Annotated in this window: 18 protein-coding genes; 10 read left to right on the top strand and 8 right to left on the bottom strand. The window is 60.6% G+C overall.

What is annotated here, in order from left to right; genetic code table 11:
• Positions 1–48: 48 nt before the first annotated feature.
• The 6 genes from aroB to fabD form a co-directional block, all read right to left on the bottom strand.
• Positions 49–1,110, bottom strand: a complete 1,062-nt coding sequence (gene aroB / locus ETHHA_RS13390) for a 3-dehydroquinate synthase (protein WP_013486494.1) — start codon at positions 1,108–1,110, stop codon at positions 49–51.
• A 104-nt stretch (positions 1,111–1,214) separates the two neighbouring features.
• Complete coding sequence (locus ETHHA_RS13385) at positions 1,215–2,072, bottom strand: prephenate dehydrogenase (protein WP_041686905.1); 858 nt, start codon at positions 2,070–2,072, stop codon at positions 1,215–1,217.
• Positions 2,073–2,084: 12 nt separating this feature from the next.
• Positions 2,085–3,095 (bottom strand): 3-deoxy-7-phosphoheptulonate synthase, encoded by a 1,011-nt coding sequence (aroF, locus tag ETHHA_RS13380; RefSeq protein ID WP_013486492.1) that lies wholly within the window; start codon positions 3,093–3,095, stop codon positions 2,085–2,087.
• A gap of 346 nt (positions 3,096–3,441) precedes the next feature.
• The gene (locus ETHHA_RS13375; protein WP_013486490.1) at positions 3,442–3,987 is read right to left on the bottom strand and encodes a shikimate kinase; all 546 of its coding nucleotides are present in this window, start codon (positions 3,985–3,987) and stop codon (positions 3,442–3,444) included.
• A gap of 3 nt (positions 3,988–3,990) precedes the next feature.
• Positions 3,991–4,830 carry a shikimate dehydrogenase gene (aroE, locus tag ETHHA_RS13370; RefSeq protein ID WP_013486489.1) on the bottom strand — a complete coding sequence of 280 codons (840 nt, stop codon included), beginning with the start codon at positions 4,828–4,830 and terminating at the stop codon, positions 3,991–3,993.
• A gap of 263 nt (positions 4,831–5,093) precedes the next feature.
• A complete protein-coding gene (gene fabD / locus ETHHA_RS13365) occupies positions 5,094–6,017 on the bottom strand; it encodes an ACP S-malonyltransferase (RefSeq protein ID WP_013486488.1) in 924 nt (307 codons plus the stop codon).
• A 224-nt stretch (positions 6,018–6,241) separates the two neighbouring features.
• On the opposite strand from fabD, the gene ETHHA_RS13360 reads away from it, so the two are divergent.
• The 9 genes from ETHHA_RS13360 to ETHHA_RS13320 all read left to right on the top strand — a co-directional run bounded on the left by ETHHA_RS13360 (position 6,242) and on the right by ETHHA_RS13320 (position 14,089).
• The gene (locus ETHHA_RS13360) at positions 6,242–7,234 is read left to right on the top strand and encodes a 3-oxoacyl-ACP synthase III family protein (protein WP_013486487.1); all 993 of its coding nucleotides are present in this window, start codon (positions 6,242–6,244) and stop codon (positions 7,232–7,234) included.
• Positions 7,235–7,306: 72 nt separating this feature from the next.
• Positions 7,307–8,050, top strand: coding sequence for a 3-oxoacyl-[acyl-carrier-protein] reductase (fabG, locus tag ETHHA_RS13355; protein ID WP_013486486.1), 744 nt, complete (start codon positions 7,307–7,309; stop codon positions 8,048–8,050).
• A gap of 90 nt (positions 8,051–8,140) precedes the next feature.
• Positions 8,141–9,376, top strand: a complete 1,236-nt coding sequence (gene fabF / locus ETHHA_RS13350) for a beta-ketoacyl-ACP synthase II (RefSeq protein ID WP_013486485.1) — start codon at positions 8,141–8,143, stop codon at positions 9,374–9,376.
• Between the two features lie 81 nt (positions 9,377–9,457).
• Positions 9,458–9,901 carry an acetyl-CoA carboxylase biotin carboxyl carrier protein gene (gene accB / locus ETHHA_RS13345; RefSeq protein ID WP_013486484.1) on the top strand — a complete coding sequence of 148 codons (444 nt, stop codon included), beginning with the start codon at positions 9,458–9,460 and terminating at the stop codon, positions 9,899–9,901.
• Between the two features lie 39 nt (positions 9,902–9,940).
• Positions 9,941–10,387 (top strand): 3-hydroxyacyl-ACP dehydratase FabZ, encoded by a 447-nt coding sequence (gene fabZ / locus ETHHA_RS13340; RefSeq protein ID WP_013486483.1) that lies wholly within the window; start codon positions 9,941–9,943, stop codon positions 10,385–10,387.
• A 50-nt stretch (positions 10,388–10,437) separates the two neighbouring features.
• Positions 10,438–11,814 (top strand): acetyl-CoA carboxylase biotin carboxylase subunit, encoded by a 1,377-nt coding sequence (accC, locus tag ETHHA_RS13335; RefSeq protein ID WP_013486482.1) that lies wholly within the window; start codon positions 10,438–10,440, stop codon positions 11,812–11,814.
• A 59-nt stretch (positions 11,815–11,873) separates the two neighbouring features.
• Positions 11,874–12,749, top strand: a complete 876-nt coding sequence (gene accD, locus ETHHA_RS13330) for an acetyl-CoA carboxylase, carboxyltransferase subunit beta (protein ID WP_013486481.1) — start codon at positions 11,874–11,876, stop codon at positions 12,747–12,749.
• A complete protein-coding gene (locus ETHHA_RS13325) occupies positions 12,742–13,545 on the top strand; it encodes an acetyl-CoA carboxylase carboxyltransferase subunit alpha (protein WP_013486480.1) in 804 nt (267 codons plus the stop codon). Before accD ends, ETHHA_RS13325 begins: the two co-directional genes overlap by 8 nt.
• Before the next feature lie 313 nt (positions 13,546–13,858).
• The gene (locus ETHHA_RS13320; RefSeq protein ID WP_013486479.1) at positions 13,859–14,089 is read left to right on the top strand and encodes an acyl carrier protein; all 231 of its coding nucleotides are present in this window, start codon (positions 13,859–13,861) and stop codon (positions 14,087–14,089) included.
• Between the two features lie 193 nt (positions 14,090–14,282).
• Here the strand turns inward: ETHHA_RS13320 and ETHHA_RS15725 are convergent, their stop codons facing one another.
• Both ETHHA_RS15725 and rpsT read right to left on the bottom strand, forming a co-directional pair.
• Positions 14,283–14,435 carry a hypothetical protein gene (locus ETHHA_RS15725; protein ID WP_013486478.1) on the bottom strand — a complete coding sequence of 51 codons (153 nt, stop codon included), beginning with the start codon at positions 14,433–14,435 and terminating at the stop codon, positions 14,283–14,285.
• A 211-nt stretch (positions 14,436–14,646) separates the two neighbouring features.
• Entirely contained in the window at positions 14,647–14,907 is a 261-nt protein-coding gene (gene rpsT, locus ETHHA_RS13315) for a 30S ribosomal protein S20 (RefSeq protein ID WP_013486477.1), read from the bottom strand.
• 170 nt (positions 14,908–15,077) lie between these two features.
• Between rpsT and gpr the strand changes: the two genes are divergently transcribed.
• The gene (gene gpr / locus ETHHA_RS13310) at positions 15,078–15,992 is read left to right on the top strand and encodes a GPR endopeptidase (protein ID WP_013486476.1); all 915 of its coding nucleotides are present in this window, start codon (positions 15,078–15,080) and stop codon (positions 15,990–15,992) included.
• Positions 15,993–16,069 lie beyond the last annotated feature (77 nt).

The following is a 16,069-nucleotide window of genomic DNA, read 5'->3' as shown; positions in this document are numbered from 1 at the left end:
GAACGGATTGCTCCGTTCGGTTTTTGCGGTAAAAACGATGGGAAGCGTTTACGCGCTCAGCCCGAAGAATGCGGGCAGATCGGCCACCGGCACGGTGTGGATGAATGCATCCCCGATGCCTTTGAGCAGCACCAGATGGATGCTGCCGCCCGCGCGCTTTTTATCGTTCAGCGCGGCATGCACCACTTCTTCCAGCGGAAGCGGAGAAGCGGTGGGCAGGCCATATTTTTTCAGAAGCGTGTCGATCCGCGTGGCGGTGCCGGGCGGCGTCAGCCCGTTTTGTTCCGCGTGCAGGGTGATGAGATGCATGCCGGCCGCCACCGCCGCCCCGTGGCTGATACCTGTGTAATGCAGGCATTTTTCGATGGCGTGGCCCAGCGTGTGCCCGAAATTCAGCAGCATCCGCTCGCCCTTTTCGCGCTCGTCGTGTTCCACCACGTCGCGCTTGATGCGCACATTTTCCGCGATGATTTCCGGTAGTTCCGCGCGGATATCTCCGCAGGCGAGCAGCCGGTCATACAGCGCCCGGCTGCGGATGCAGGCGTGCTTGGCCACCTCGCCCATGCCGCAGGCGAAATTCTCATCGTCCAGCGTATCCAGCACATCGGGATCGCAGACGACCAGCCGGGGTTGCCAGAACGCCCCCGCCAGGTTTTTGCCTTCGGGCAGGTCCACGGCCGTTTTGCCGCCCACCGAGGAATCCACCTGCGCCAGCAGCGTGGTGGGCACCTGGATGAAATCCACGCCGCGCATATAGGTGGCGGCGGCAAAGCCCGCCGCGTCACCCACCACGCCGCCGCCCAGTGCCACCACAAGGTCGGCGCGTGTCAGGTCGCTCTGCGCGAAAAAGCGGTAAAGCGCCTGCAAAGTCCGCATGTTTTTAGACGCCTCGCCCGCCTCGAAGGCATAAAGCGGCGCTTCAAACCCCGCCGCCTCCAGGCTGGCCGTTATCCGCGCGCCGTACAGCGGGCCGACGTGGGTATCGGTCACGATCACGGCCTTTCGGGTGCGCGCCACGCCCGCCGCGAGCCGGCCGGTTTCCGCGAGGATGCCGCGCCCGAGGTGGATGTCATACGCCCGTCCGGTTTTTACCGGAATGATGTCCGCCATGCGTTTTCCCTTCTTTTGTGTATTGGTCTTGACTTCACGGCCCGGTCGAAATGATTTGCGTTGCTTTCCTGCAAAACTGCAATACCGTTCACCGCTGTCATGTGTTATCGTTGCTGTAGGTTGTCCAGTTCCTTGCGTTTGCGTGCCTTTTTCAGCAGGTCTTCCAGCGATTTTCGATTGTCTGCCGCCGCCGCGTTCCGCAGGGTTTGCAGGTGGTCGATCATCTCGTCCATCTCGGCGCAGAAGGCGTCCCGGTTTTCGAGGAACAGCTCCGCCCAGAGCGTGGGGTTGATATGCGCCACGCGGGACACGTCGCGGTAGCTGCCCGCCGAAAACCCTGCGTGCCCCGGGCAGGAGGAGCTTAGCACATAGGCGCAGGCCAGCGCGTGGGGCAGCTGGGAGGTGAAGGCAATCATGCGGTCGTGGTGCGCGGGGTCGGTCACGTTTGGCACACAGCCGATGCGGCGCAGCAGCGTTTCCAGCGGCGCCAACTGCGGCATTTGAGGGTCGGGCGGGGTGAGCAGGAAGCTCGCGCCCGCAAACAGATCGGCGCGCGCGGCGCCAAACCCGCCGAATTCGCTGCCCGCCATGGGATGCCCGCCGATGAATGTGAAACCGTTTTCCGCCGCCACTGTTGTGAGCGCTTCCACCACACGCGTTTTGATGCCGCAGCAGTCCACCACCAGTCCGCCCTGTTTGATGCGTGCCGCGTGCGTGCGCACGAAGTCGATGGTGGCGTCGGGGTAAAGTGCGATAAAGAGGATATCCGTGTCAAACAGCGCGTCCGGCGTCGTGGAAGCTGCGATGTCCGCCGTGTTTGCCGCCCGGACGGTCGCTGTGTCGATGTCGTATCCTGTCACAGACAGCCCCGCCTGCCGGAGCGCGAGCGCGAGCGAGCCGCCGATCAGCCCCAAGCCGGCCACGCCCGCGCGGGTAAAGGGTACATCCAATGTTTCTTCCATAATAATATGCGTTTACAGGGTGCGGTCGACGACCTGCGCGAGCGGCGCCAGACGTTCCATAATGCCGTCGAACTGGTCGGGCGTGAGGGACTGCGCGCCGTCGGAGAGGGCTTTGGCCGGATTGTTGTGCACTTCGATGATGAGACCGTCGGCGCCCGCGGCGATGGAGGCCTTGCTCAGCGGCTCCACCATCCACGGCAGGCCGGCCGCATGGCTCGGGTCGATGATGACCGGCAGGTGAGACAGGCGCTTGAGCACCGGGATGGCGGAGATATCCAGCGTGTTGCGGGTGAAGGTCTCATAGGTGCGGATGCCGCGCTCGCAGAGGATGACGTTCTCATTGCCGCCGGCCATGATGTATTCGGCGCTCATGAGCATTTCCTCGTAGGTGTTGGCCAGGCCGCGTTTGAGCAGGATGGGTTTGTCGGTTTTGCCCAGTTCCTTGAGCAGTTCAAAGTTCTGCATGCTGCGCGCGCCTACCTGAATGACGTCCACATCGGCAAAGAGGTCGAGGTCTTCGGTGTTCATGATCTCGGTGACGATGGGCAGGCCGGTTTCTTTGCGCGCGATGCGCAGCAGTTCCAGCCCCTCGGCGTGCAGGCCCTGGAACGAGTAGGGCGAGGTGCGGGGCTTGAAGGCGCCGCCGCGCAGCATCGTGGCGCCTGCCGCCTTGACGCGCCGGGCAATTTCCACGATCTGTTCTTCCGATTCCACCGAGCACGGGCCGGCGATAACGGTCAGCTTTTTGCCGCCGATAACCAGGTCGCCCACCTTGACCTCGGTGTTGTCCGGGTGAAATTTACGGTTGGCCTTTTTGTAAGGCTCCTGCACGCGCTTGACCGTCTCCACCGCGTCCTGCGCTTCCACCGCGTTGATATCAATGTTGGACGTATCGCCCAGCAGACCGAAGATGGTGGTCTGCGTTCCTTCTGTTACGCTCACTTTTACGCCATATCCTTCCAGAAACCGTTTTAAATCGTCCTGCTGTTCCTTGCCTACGCCGTTTTTCAGTACCACGATCATGTTTTAAACCCTCCACAATGGTTTTGCACTTGCCCCTGCGCGCAAAATAAAAAGGGGCTCATTTCCATGAGCCCCGCAGGTGTTCAACGTATCAGATGTAGCGATACAATCTCATGGTTTTGCATATTCGCAGCACAAATTACCGGTGCTAAAGTAAAAGCCCGGAAAAAATGTGCCATAAAATGCAAAAGCCTTGCTGGAAGCCATGAGACTGTATCCTCCTTTTTGCAACTGCATTTATCTTAAACCAAATGGCAGCGCTTGTCAATAGAAAATTTGGGATTTTAACATCTAAAAGCCCTAAAGCTTTTGAAAGGGGCACGCGTCGCCTTGCAAAGCGCGCGGTTCAGCCGGTGGGGCCGGCATTCTCCTGAAAGGCGGGCAGAGCCCGCACGGCTTCCCACACACGCCCTGCCATCTGTGAGACGGGCAGGGCGCCGCGGTTTTCCACCACCAGGTCGGCGGCGGCGCGGTAGACCGGCAAGCGCTTGCAATACAATTCGCGCAGGGCGCGCCCGCGGTCGCGCGTGTTGAGCAGCGGACGGGAGCGGTCGCCGCGCAGGCGCCGCTGCACCACATGCAGCGGCACGTCCAGCAGCACAATGACACCGCCGCTGCGGAACGCCTGCACGTTTTCGGCGCGCATCACGGCACCGCCGCCTGTGGCGATGATCTGTCCGCTTTCTTTGGAAAGGGCGGCCGCAGCCAGGCTTTCCAACTGGCGGAAATAGCCCTCACCTTTTTCGTGGAAAATGGCAGGGATGCGCTTGTTTTCCTGCTTTTCGATATAGCGGTCCATGTCCACGAACCGTGCGCCGGTCAGGGCGGCCAGCGCCGCACCTACGCTCGATTTCCCGCTGCCCATGAAGCCGCAGAGCACCACGTTTTTCATCGTTTATGCAAAATGCTCCTTTATGTAGACGGCCATCTCCCTGCACAGCGCGTCGATATCTTCGGGGGCAAACGTTTTGCCCGTCCAGATCTCCTGCGCCGCGGCAGCTTGCCACACCAGCATGGACAGGCCGTTCTGTGTTTTGGCCCCCGCGGCGCGCGCGCGGGCCAGCAATGTTGTCTCGGTAGGGTTGTAGATCGCATCGAACACCGCACGGGACGACCGTGCGACGTTCAGTGGCACCGGCAGTTCTTTGACGTTTGGGTACATACCGGCGGGGGTGCCGTTGAGGATGAGATCAAAGCTCCCGCTCAGGTAGGCCAGAGCGGAAGGTTCCACCTGGCTGCCCGGGTAGCGCGCGGTGAGTTCGTCGGCGAAAGCGGAAGCCTTGCCGTAGGTGCGCGCGCCCACCGTCAGGGTGCACCCGCGTTCGAGCGCTTCACAGGCCATCATGTGCGAGACGCCGCCCGTGCCGCAGAGCAGCACGTGGCCGGAAAGCGGGATGTCCGCCTGCGCGAGCGCGCGCAGGAACCCGGTCACGTCGGTGTTAAACCCCCTCATGCCGGTTTCCGCGCATTTCACGGTATTCACCGCACCATAGCGCGCCGCGCGGCCGTCCACCGTGTCGAGCAGCGGCAGAAATGTCTGCTTGTAGGGAATGGTGATGTTGAAACCGTCGAGTGCCCGCAGAGCTGGCAGCCGGGCTTCCAGTTCTTCCGGCGGAAAATCCAACAGTTCATAGGTGCCCGGCACGCCGGAAAGCGCGAACAGGCGCCGGTGGATCTCCGGGGAGACGCTGTGCCCGAGTGGATGGCCGATGAGGCCGTATGCAAATTGACCCATATATAACTCCTCCAATATCAATAAATGGGAACCACCTGGATACGTCGTTGGTAGCATGCCCTGTTTGCCGGGGGCGGGTCTGCCGTGCTGTACCGCGGTCGGCAAAATGCCTTTGGCATACCGGACCGAACAGGTCCCGTAGATGACAGAGTGAACAGTATGATAAAGAAAAACCGCCATTACGTCATGACGGTTTCAAATATGTCGTATACAGATATGAGGTCAACCGCAGCCGCCGTTGCTGTGCTTTGCATGATTTCAGATCAGCCCGCAAGTGCGCGCAGACATTTTTCAATTTTTGCACTGTCGTCCAGCGGGAAGGTGCGTGCGCCCTTAATGCCCCTGCGGATGAAGCCGCAGAGCGTCTTGCCCGGACCGAGTTCCAGGAACGTGTCGAACCCTGCCGCTTCCAGCGCGGCGATCTCATCCGAGAACCGCACGGGGCTGACCATCTGCCGTTTAAGATAGTCCGGGATACTGTCTGTTTCCAGTGTGCCGCCCGTCACGTTGGAAAAGAGCGGGAATGTGGGCGCGGTGAAGGAAAAGCCCCGGATGGCTTCATAAAAGGACTCCGAAGCGGATGCCATCAGCCGGGAATGGAACGCCGCGTTCACCGCCAGCCGCACGGTCTTGACACCGGCGGCCTGCAGGGTTTCCGCGGCCGCCACGGCGCCGGCTTCTTCACCCGCGATGACGATCTGGCCCGGGCAGTTGTAGTTCACCGGGGCGACATATCCCGGTGCGTCGGCGCAGGCTTTTTCCACCGCGCTTTCTTCCGCGCCCAGAATGGCGAACATCGTTCCGCCGGTCTCCTCGGCGGCTTTTTGCATGGCTTTCGCACGCGCGTCGATCACCGCGAACCCGGTGGCCGCGTCCAGCGCACCTGAGGCGGCCAGAGCCGATACTTCACCCAGCGAAAAGCCGGCGCCCGCGTCCGGCATTACGCCGTTTTCTTTCAAAACCGCAAAAACGGCGAGCGAAAGCGTGAAGATGAGCGGCTGGGAAACGGCGGTCTTCGCAAGCGTTTCCCCATCGCCGTCCCGCGAAAGTGCCAGTACATCGAAGCCCAGCGCCTCGGAGGCTTCCTCATATACACGCGCGGCGACCGGATGATTTGCGCACAGGTCCACGCCCATGCCGGGATACTGTGCGCCCTGTCCGGAGAATAAAAAGGCTGTTTTACCCAAATTGCATCGCTCCCATAAACGGGCTGCGGCTATCGACAAGGCGGTGCGCCTTGACAAATCGGCCAAACCCATATAATATTGGAATGATGAGCATTGCCCCACCGACAGGTGGCGGGCGCTTCATCACAGATAATGCATGCCGCATTTAAAAAAAATTCATTTCCGGGTGAGCTATCAATACTCAATATAACATAACATACTACAGTACGCAAGGGGGTGCGGCCATGTCGGGCGTATTTATTGCCGGAACCGGAATGTATGTGCCGTCGCGGGTGGTCACCAACGATGAAATGACCCAATTCGTCGATACATCGGATGAATGGATCGTGCAGCGCACGGGCATTCGGGAGCGCCATTTCTCCACAGGCGAGCCAAACTGGTATATGGGCGTGCAGGCGGCCAAACAGGCGGTCAAGCGCGCGGGCATCGACCCGAAAGAGATCGACGTCATCATCAGTTGTTCCATCACGCCGGATTACTTTTACCCCACTATCGCCTGCACGGTGCAGGATGAGCTGGGCGCGGACAATGCGTTTTGCTGGAATATGGAAGCCGCATGCAGCGGGTTTGTGTACTCGCTGGACGTGGCGCGGGGCTACCTGTCCACCGGCTCGGCCAAAAACGTCCTGATCGTGTGCAGCGAAAATATGTCCAAATCGCTGGACTTCACCGACCGCTCAACCTGCGTGCTGTTCGGAGACGGCGCGGGCGCGGCCGTGGTGCAGAGAAGCGAGGGACTGTATGCATCCTGCATGGCCAGCGACGGGCGGACCGGCGCTGCGCTGCTGGCGCGCGCCCTCCCGCTGGACACCCCGTTTTCCACAGAGAAAGACGACCCCAAATACGCGAAATATATGGAAACCAAAGGGAACTGCATGAAGATGGACGGCCGGGCGGTCTACCGGTTCACGGCGCACGCCATCCCCAACATGGTGACCGGTGCGTGTGCGCGTGCGGGCATCGACGTGCAGGACCTCGACCTCATCGTGCCGCATCAGGCCAACCTGCGCATCATTGAAACAGCGGCCGACCGCCTGCATGTGCCGATGGAAAAAATGTATGTGAACATCGACCGTTACGCCAACACGTCCTGCGCGTCGGTGCCCATTTGCCTGGCGGAACTGGAAACGGCCGGGCGGCTTAAACGCGGCGACAAGGTGGCGCTGGCCGGCTTTGGCGGCGGATTGACCTGCGGTGCGGTCGTTTTTGAATGGTAGGCCCTCTTTTTATGTGAAAACAGGATGTTCGTGGAGCGCCGGCGTTCCGGCGATGCAGAAGGAGGAAACGGCATGGGCAAATGCGCCCTGGTGACCGGCGCGTCGCGTTCGATCGGCGCGGCCATCGCCATCAAACTGGCCCGGAAGGGTTATGACATCGCGGTGGGCTGTCACGCGCAGTCTTCGGTGGAAAAAGGCGGAGAAGCCGTCGCGGCACAGTGCAGGGAATTCGGCGTGGAAGCCGCGTGCTTTGTGGCCGATGTGGCCGATTTTTCCCAGTGCGAGCGGATGGTTGGAGAGGTCGTCGGCCGGTTCGGCGGCATCGACGCGCTGGTGAACAACGCCGGCATCACCAAAGACGCGCTGCTGGTGCAGATGAGCGAGGAGCAGTATGACACCGTGCTCGCCGCCGACCTCAAGAGCGTGTTCAATATGATGCGGCATGCGGGCAAGCGGATGATAAAAGCGAAGCACGGCGCGATCGTGAACATCACGTCGGTGGCGGGGCTTTACGGCAACCGGGGCCAGGCGAATTATTCCGCAGCCAAGGCCGGTATCGTGGGCATGACCATGACCGCCGCCAAGGAACTGGGGGCGCGCGGTATCACCGTGAACGCCGTCGCGCCCGGCTTCATCGACACACCCATGACAGAGGCCATGCCGGAAAAGGTGCGGGAAGCGGCGCTTGCTTCCATCGCGCTGAAACGAGCCGGCACCTGCGAGGATGTGGCAAACGCGGTGGCGTTTCTTGTTTCTGAAGAAGCCGCCTATATCACCGGGCAGGTGCTGGTGGTGGACGGCGGCATGATTATGTAAAAATACGGAACCTTTGTTGGGTCTTTGGATAGAAGTGTCTGTGCCCGCGCCGCCCGGCGCGGCAGGACAATGAACTTGCGGAGGTTGAATATGCGTAGAGTAGCAATCACCGGTGTGGGCGTCATCACTCCCGTAGGCTGCACGGTGGATACGTTTTGGGAAAACATCAGGGCCGGGCGCCACGGCATCGCCAAAGTGGAAAATGTGGATATGACGGGCCAGAAAATCTCGCTTGCGGCGCAGGTGAAGGATTTTGACCCGGAAGCCTATATGGATAAACATGAGGCAAGGCGCCTCGACCCCTATGCGCGTTTCGCCACGGCTGCCGCGGTGATCGCGCTGGCCGACTGCGGCACCGATTTCGCCGACCTCGACCCCTTCCGCGTGGGCGTTATGATCGGCAGCGGTGTGGGCGGACTGCAGACGCTGGAGTCCAACCACTCCAAATTCGTGGAGAAAGGGCCGGGCCGTGTTTCCGCGCTGATGATCCCGATGATGATCGCCAACGCGGCGTCCGGGCATGTCGCCATGCGCACCGGGTTCAAAGGCGTGAACTACGCGACGGTGACGGCCTGTTCCTCCAGCACCCATGCGGTGGGCGAAGCGTTCCACGCGATTCGGGACGGTTATGCCGATGCGGCCGTTGCCGGTGGTGCGGAGGCGACCATCACGCCGTTTGCGCTGGGCGGTTTTGCCAACATGACGGCTCTCTGCACCAGCACCGATCCCGACCGCGCCTCCATCCCGTTCGATGCGGAGCGCAGCGGTTTCGTCATGGGTGAAGGCGGCGGCGTGCTCATCCTGGAGGAATGGGAGCATGCCAAAGCGCGCGGCGCGAAGATCTACGCCGAGATGGTCGGTTATGCCACCACCAATGATGCCTACCACATCACCAGCCCCGACCCGGAGGGCCTTGGGCTGGCCAAATCCATGGAGTTTGCCCTGAAAGACGCGGGCCTGCAGCCGGACGATATCGGCTACATCAACGCGCACGGCACCTCCACTCCGCCCAACGACAGCACCGAGACCAAAGCCATCCACACGCTGTTCGGCGCGCATGCCGACAAGCTCTGCGTCAGCTCCACCAAGTCGATGACCGGGCATATGCTCGGCGCTACGGGTGCGGTGGAAGCCATCGTTGCCGCACTCTCGCTGCGGGACGGCGTGGTGCCCCCCACCGTAGGCTACAAGGTGAAAGATCCGGTCTGCGACCTCGATTATGTCACCGAAGGCGCGCGCGAGCTGGATTACGACTATGCCCTGTCCAACACCATGGGTTTTGGAGGGCACAATGCAACGGTCTGCCTGAAGAAATTCCGCGGCTGATCCGTCGGCTGTTCGGTTCAAAGAAAAAGCAGAACGTGCCGGGCATGCGTTCGGACGCGGGCGAAAGAGGGAAAAAGCATCATGGAACTGAATATCGACTTTATCAAGGCAATCATCGACGAGGTGGACCGATCGGGACTTTCCACCCTCAAGCTGGAAACAGAAGGCTTTAAGCTCAGCGTGGAAAAGGCACAGCCGATGCAGGTCGTTTCGACGCCGGTGGCCGTGCCGGCTGCGCCCGCGGCCGCGGAGCCGGCGGCGGACGTGCAGCCGGCGCAGGCGGATGTGTGCGGCAATGTGGTCACGTCCCCCATCGTGGGCACGTTCTACGCGTCGGCGTCGCCGGAAAAACCGGCGTACGTCAAAGTGGGGCAGCGGGTGCAGAAAGGCGATGTGCTGTTCATCGTGGAATCCATGAAGCTGATGAACGAGATCACCAGCGAATACGATGGCACGGTGGAGGAAATCTACGTGCGCGACGGCCAAAGCCTGGAATACGGCCAGCCGGTGCTGCGCATCGTGTGATGCCGCGGCCGCACCAAACAGGAAAAGAGGAACAGGCGCATGGCGGTTGTGATGGATAAAGAAGCGATCAAAGCGGTGATCCCGCACCGTGACCCGTTCTTGCTCATTGATGAGATCGTGGAACTGGAGCCGGGGCATCATGTGGTCGCCCAAAAGCACCTCAAAGAAGACGAATACTGGTTTAAAGGGCATTTTCCGGGCATGCCGGTGCAGCCGGGCGTGCTCACACTGGAGATGCTCGCACAGGCGGGCGCGGTGTGTGTGCTTTCCATGCCGGAAAACCAGGGCAAAGTTGCTATGTTCGCAGGTGCGGACAAGGTGCGCTGGCGCCGTCCCGTCCTGCCCGGCGAAACGCTTACCCTTGAAGTGACCGTCAATAAATTCCGGGGACCGGTCGGCTTTGGCACTGCCGTAGCCAGCGTGGACGGCAAAAAAGCCGTAACGGCCGAGATCTCGTTCGCCGTCAGCGAACCTGCCGGTAAATGAGCCGTTTGCAGGGCGTGACCGCATCCGGACAGACAGGGAGCAGTAGATACATGGTCAACAAGATCCTCATTGCCAACCGCGGCGAAATCGCCGTGCGCATCATTCGTGCGTGCAGGGAACTGGGCATTCGCACGGTGGCGGTGTATTCACAGGCGGACAAAAACGCCTTGCACGCAGAGATCGCCGACGAGGCGGTCTGTATCGGGCCTGCCCCCAGCCGCGACAGTTATCTGAACATGGGTGCCATCCTCGCCGCATGCGAGCTTACCGGCGCGCAAGCCATCCATCCGGGCTTCGGGTTTCTCTCGGAAAACGCGCGCTTTGCCTATCTCTGCAAGCGCTGCAACGTCATCTTCATCGGGCCGGATGCCTCCTCCATCGAGCTGATGGGCGACAAGGCTCGCGCGCGCGAAACGATGCAGAAGGCGGGCGTGCCGGTGGTGCCGGGTTCCGACGGGCTGATCGAGTCGCTGGAGGACGCGCGGAAAGTCGCCGACGCGATCGGCTACCCCGTTATGGTGAAAGCTACGGCGGGCGGCGGCGGGCGCGGTATCCGCGAAGTGCATACGCCCGACGAAATGGAAGACGCCATCGCCGCCGCCCGCGGCGAGGCCGGCGCGTCGTTCGGCAATGAGGGCGTTTACTTAGAAAAATACATCATCGACCCGCATCATGTGGAGATCCAGATCCTGGCCGACCAGGCGGGCAATACGGTCTACCTAGGCGAGCGCGACTGCTCGCTTCAGCGCCGTCACCAGAAAGTGCTGGAGGAGAGCCCGGCCATCATTCTGGACGACAAAATGCGCCGCGTGATGGGCGAGACCGCCGTGCGCGCCGCCAAGGCCTGCCGCTACCAAAACGCGGGTACCATCGAATTCTTGGTAGACAAAAACCATAACTTCTATTTCATGGAGATGAACACCCGCATTCAGGTGGAGCATCCCATCACCGAACTGGTGACCGGCATCGACCTCATCAAGCAACAGATCCTCATCGCAAGCGGCGAACCGCTGCCTTTCAGGCAAAAAGACATCCATCCCCAAGGGCATGCCATCGAGTGCCGCATCAATGCGGAAAACCCCGCTGAGAATTTCCGCCCGTCTCCGGGGCGGATTGCTTCGCTGCATGTGCCCGGCGGCCCAGGCATCCGCATCGACAGCGCGGTGTATCAGGGCTACGCCATCCCGCCGTATTACGATTCCATGATCGCCAAGCTGATCGCCTATGCGCCCACGCGCGACGAAGCCATCCGGAAAATGCGCTGGGCACTCGCGGAATTTCTCATCGAAGGCGTGGATACGAACATTGATTACCAGCTTGCCATCTTGAAAGACCCCGATTTTCTGGCCGGAAACGTGGACGTGGGCTTTCTGGACCGCAAGCAGTTGCAGACACAGAAAAAGGCAGAGTCCGCCGCATCGCGCTGACGCACGATGGTCTGCCGGCTGTCATTGTGGGCCGTGTGCCCGACGAGAGGTGAATCCAATTGCTCGAAGACCTGTTTAAAAACGTCAAGAGCCGCATGGCGGATGTAACACTGCCGCATGCCGCGGGCAGCGGCGTCAACATCCCGGAAGACCTGTGGTTCCAGTGCCCGCGCTGCCGGGCGGCCACATTGGAAGAAGAATTCGCGCGAAACCTGCAGGTCTGCCCCAAATGTGGGTATCACGCGCGTATTTCCGCCGCCGATCGGCTGGCGCTCACCGTGGATGAAGACAGTTTTTCCGCGTTCGATACGTCGATGCATTCTCTCAACCCGATCGATTTCCCGGATTATGAGAAGAAAGTGGAGACTCTCTCCCAGAAAACGGGCCTGCGCGACGCGGTGGTGACCGGGCAGGGCCGCATCGATGGCGAACAGGCTGTCGTCGGCGTGATGGACAGCCGGTTCATGATGGCGTCGATGGGCTCGGTGGTGGGTGAAAAGATCACCCGTGCATTTGAATATGCCACCCGGGAAAGGCTGCCGGTGGTGCTGTTCACGGCATCCGGCGGCGCGCGCATGCAGGAGGGCATCGTTTCCCTCATGCAGATGGCCAAGACCTCGGCGGCGGTGGCACGCCACGGCGACGCCGGCCTGCTCTACATCACGGTGATGACCGACCCCACCACCGGCGGCGTGACCGCGAGTTTTGCCTCGCTGGGGGACATCATCCTCGTCGAGCCGAAAGCGCTGGTGGGTTTTGCGGGGCGCCGTGTGATCGAGGGGACCATCCACCAGCACCTGCCGGATGCGTTCCAGTCCGCCGAATTCCAGTTGGAGCACGGCTTCGCGGACGCGATTGTCACGCGTGCGGACATGAAGTCCACACTGGCGCGGCTTCTCCGAATGCATACGAAAGGCGGTGCGCGGCATGGCTGAGCGCAGTGCGTGGGAACGCATCCAGATCGTGCACGGCAAAGGCCGGCCGACTATTCACGACTATATCCCGCAGCTGTTCGACGATTTCTTCGAGCTGCACGGCGACCGCTGCTTCGGGGACGACGGTGCTATTCTTGGCGGGGTCGCCTTGTTTCACGACCGGCCGGTGACGGTGGTCGGCATGGTGAAAGGGCACACGTTTGAAGAGAACCGGCGCGCCAATTTCGCCATGCCCAGCCCGGAGGGCTACCGCAAGGCGCTGCGCCTCATCCGGCAGGCGGAAAAGTTCCACCGGCCGGTCATCTGCCTGGTGGATACCCAGGGTGCCAACCCCAGCGTAGGCGCAGAGGAGCGCGGCCAGGGCGAGGCCATCGCCCGCAACATCATGGAGCTCTTCCGCATCCGCACGCCGATCGTCAGTGTCATCATGGGTGAGGGCGGCAGCGGCGGCGCGCTGGCGCTCGGCGTCTGCGATGAGCTGGCTATGCTGGAAAATGCGGTATATTCGGTCATTTCGCCGCGCGGGTTCGCCAGCATCCTCTGGAAAGATGCCACGCGCGAGCAGGAGGCCGCCGAGCTGCTCAAAATGACGGCGCCCGACCTGGTGCGCTTCGGCGTGGCCGATACCATCATCCCTGAGCCGGAAGGCGGCGCACAGGCCGATCCACAGGCGATGGCTGCGGCGCTGGACGAGTATCTCCGGCAGGCGGTTGAGCGCATCGCGGGTCTTCCGGAGGAAACGATGCTGGAGCGGCGGTATCAAAAATTCCGTCAGGTGGGTTTGTTTGCCGAATGAATTTGTAAAGCGCGGGTGTGCCCGATGCCTTTTCTACACACATGCAGGTGTGCAGGCTGTGTGTATATGATGCCCGCTGCAAAACCTGCCTGAACCTTAGCGCAGGCTGCGCTTGCCCGCTTGACAAGCGGGGCAAGCGCATGTAGAATAAGAGAGCGATTGGACTTGATACGGTGGAAGTCCGATAATGGTTCTGGCACGTGCATAGACCGACGTTGCCGCCTGCCGCCTGCACGGCGGCCGCTGTAAAAATCGCCGGTGGACGGTTCTTACCCAAAAGGCCGTTGATCACAACGTGAAGGAGGGACAACGAATGGTATTTGAAAAGGTGAAAGAGACGCTTTGTGAGCAACTGGATGTGGAAGAAGATAAAGTTACATTGGAGGCTTCTATCATCGAGGACCTCGGAGCAGATTCTCTGGATGTCGTCGATCTGATTATGTCGCTCGAAGAAGAATTTGAGATCGAAATTCCGGATGAAGATGTCGAGCACATGAAAACAGTGGGCGATATTGTCCACTATGTGGAAGAGAAGACGAAATAAATCCGTTTTCGTATGCAAAGCCGTCCTGCTCTCAGCGCAGGCTGGCCGCACCGGGAGGAGTTGTGCCGAGGAAGGCGCGCTCCTTTTTTTCTTGCCCGTAGGCAACTACCTGCCCCAAAAGGCCCGGGAATCCAGATGTCGTCTGGATTCCCGGGCCTTTTGGGGCAGGTATGCAAATCGGCTGTGCGGGGCTTTAGGCAAGCCCGCAGTCCACATAGTCTTTCCATTTCTCGTTGTAGGCTCTTTCGCGGGAAATGCGGTAAAGGAAATAGGCAACCCCGCCGGACACTGCCAACAGCACAGCAGCCGCGGCGAACAAAGCGCCTACCGTATGGGTGAATTTCATAACAAGCCTCCGTTTCCGGCCGGGGCACCGCGGATAGACTGCACGGATGCCCGTCGATCTTTCATAAAAGCATGATAATCTATTTTTGAAAGAAAGTCAACTTGCGCGGCCGCATGGCACGGGGAACAAAAATTCCGAAAAACGTGCTGCACGTTTTTCGGAATCTGTTTGCATACTCATGCGCAGGGCCGCGTGGAAACTTTCCGCACGCTTATTGCGCCTGATTGAATGCTTTGGCCAGCTTGGATTTTTTGTGGGCGGCTGTATTCTTATGCAGGATGCCCTTGGAGACCGCTTTGTCGATCTTGACGACGGCGGCTTTGAAAGCATCGGCTTTGTTTTCAGCACCATCGCTCACGGCGCTCTGCGCCTTTTTGATGGAGGTGCGCAGCGCGGATTTATACGCCTTATTGCGCAGGGTTTTAACAGCGGTGACTTTCACGCGCTTTTTGGCGGATTTGATATTTGGCATGTTCACACCTCCTTTTTTCATATAAACCAGTACTACCTAGTATAGCATAGGTGCACCTGTATTGCAACAGTTTTTTGAAATTCCCTCCACTTGCGTGCAGGCAGGGGGTTCTGTGCATAACCGCGCGATGTGGGGGCAGAATAATTGAAAAATGAAAAGGCGGTGCGGCCATGACGCAGGTACGGACAGACCTTGCCGTGGAGGCGCATGAGATTGCAAAAAGCGCGGGCAACCTTTCGGGCGTGGAATCCACAGAGGAAACGACCGGGCATGTCAAGCTAACGCGGGTAAAAGTGCTGGATGAACGAGGAGAACAGGCCATCGGAAAGCCGGTGGGTACCTATGTGACGGTGGAGGTGCCGGGGCTGGACGATACGGAGGGCGAAACCTTTCTGGAAGCAGTGGAAACGGTGGGCAAAGAGCTGGCCGCCATGCTGCAGGAAATGCGGGGCGAGGTGCTGGTGGCCGGGCTGGGCAATGCTGAAATGACGCCGGACGCGATCGGCCCGCGCAGTGTGCAAAACGTGCTGGTCACCCGGCATGTGGCGGGTGAGCTCTCGCAGATCAGCGGTATGGAAGGCACGCGCGGTGTGGCGGCCATCGCGCCCGGCGTGTTGGGACAGACCGGCGTGGAGGCCGGTGAGATACTCAAGGCACTGGTGATGAAGATCAGGCCGGTGGCGGTGATTGCGGTGGACGCGCTGGCCTCCCGCCGCGCGGCCAGGCTGGGCAACACGATCCAGATTGCGGATACCGGCATCATCCCCGGCTCCGGCGTGGGGAACGCGCGGTTTGCGGTCAACAAGGATTCACTGGGCGTGCCGGTAATCGCGTTGGGCATCCCCACGGTGGTGGACGCCGCCACCCTCGCGGTCGATTTGATCGAGGACGCGGGCTTTCACGCCGACGAAGGCGCGCGTGAAAAAATCCGCCGCAGCGCCTGCCCGAATGACACGCCGATGTTCGTCACCCCACGGTTTATCGACCTGATCGTGGAGCATGCCGCCCGCCTGACAGGGTTTGCCATCAACCGGGCGCTCAATCCGTCCATCGCATACGATGATATGGTGGCTATGCTGGCCTGACGGATTCTCTCCTGTGCGCATAATGTTTCCGCCGGTCGCATATAGTGCGGAGAACGGACAATCCCCTCAAGGGGAGG

This window comes from Ethanoligenens harbinense YUAN-3 (assembly GCF_000178115.2).
In the GTDB taxonomy this organism is placed as follows: domain Bacteria; phylum Bacillota; class Clostridia; order Oscillospirales; family Ethanoligenentaceae; genus Ethanoligenens; species Ethanoligenens harbinense.
The sequence above is the reverse complement of the archived record's forward strand: the minus strand, read 5'-3'. Positions and strand labels throughout refer to the sequence as shown.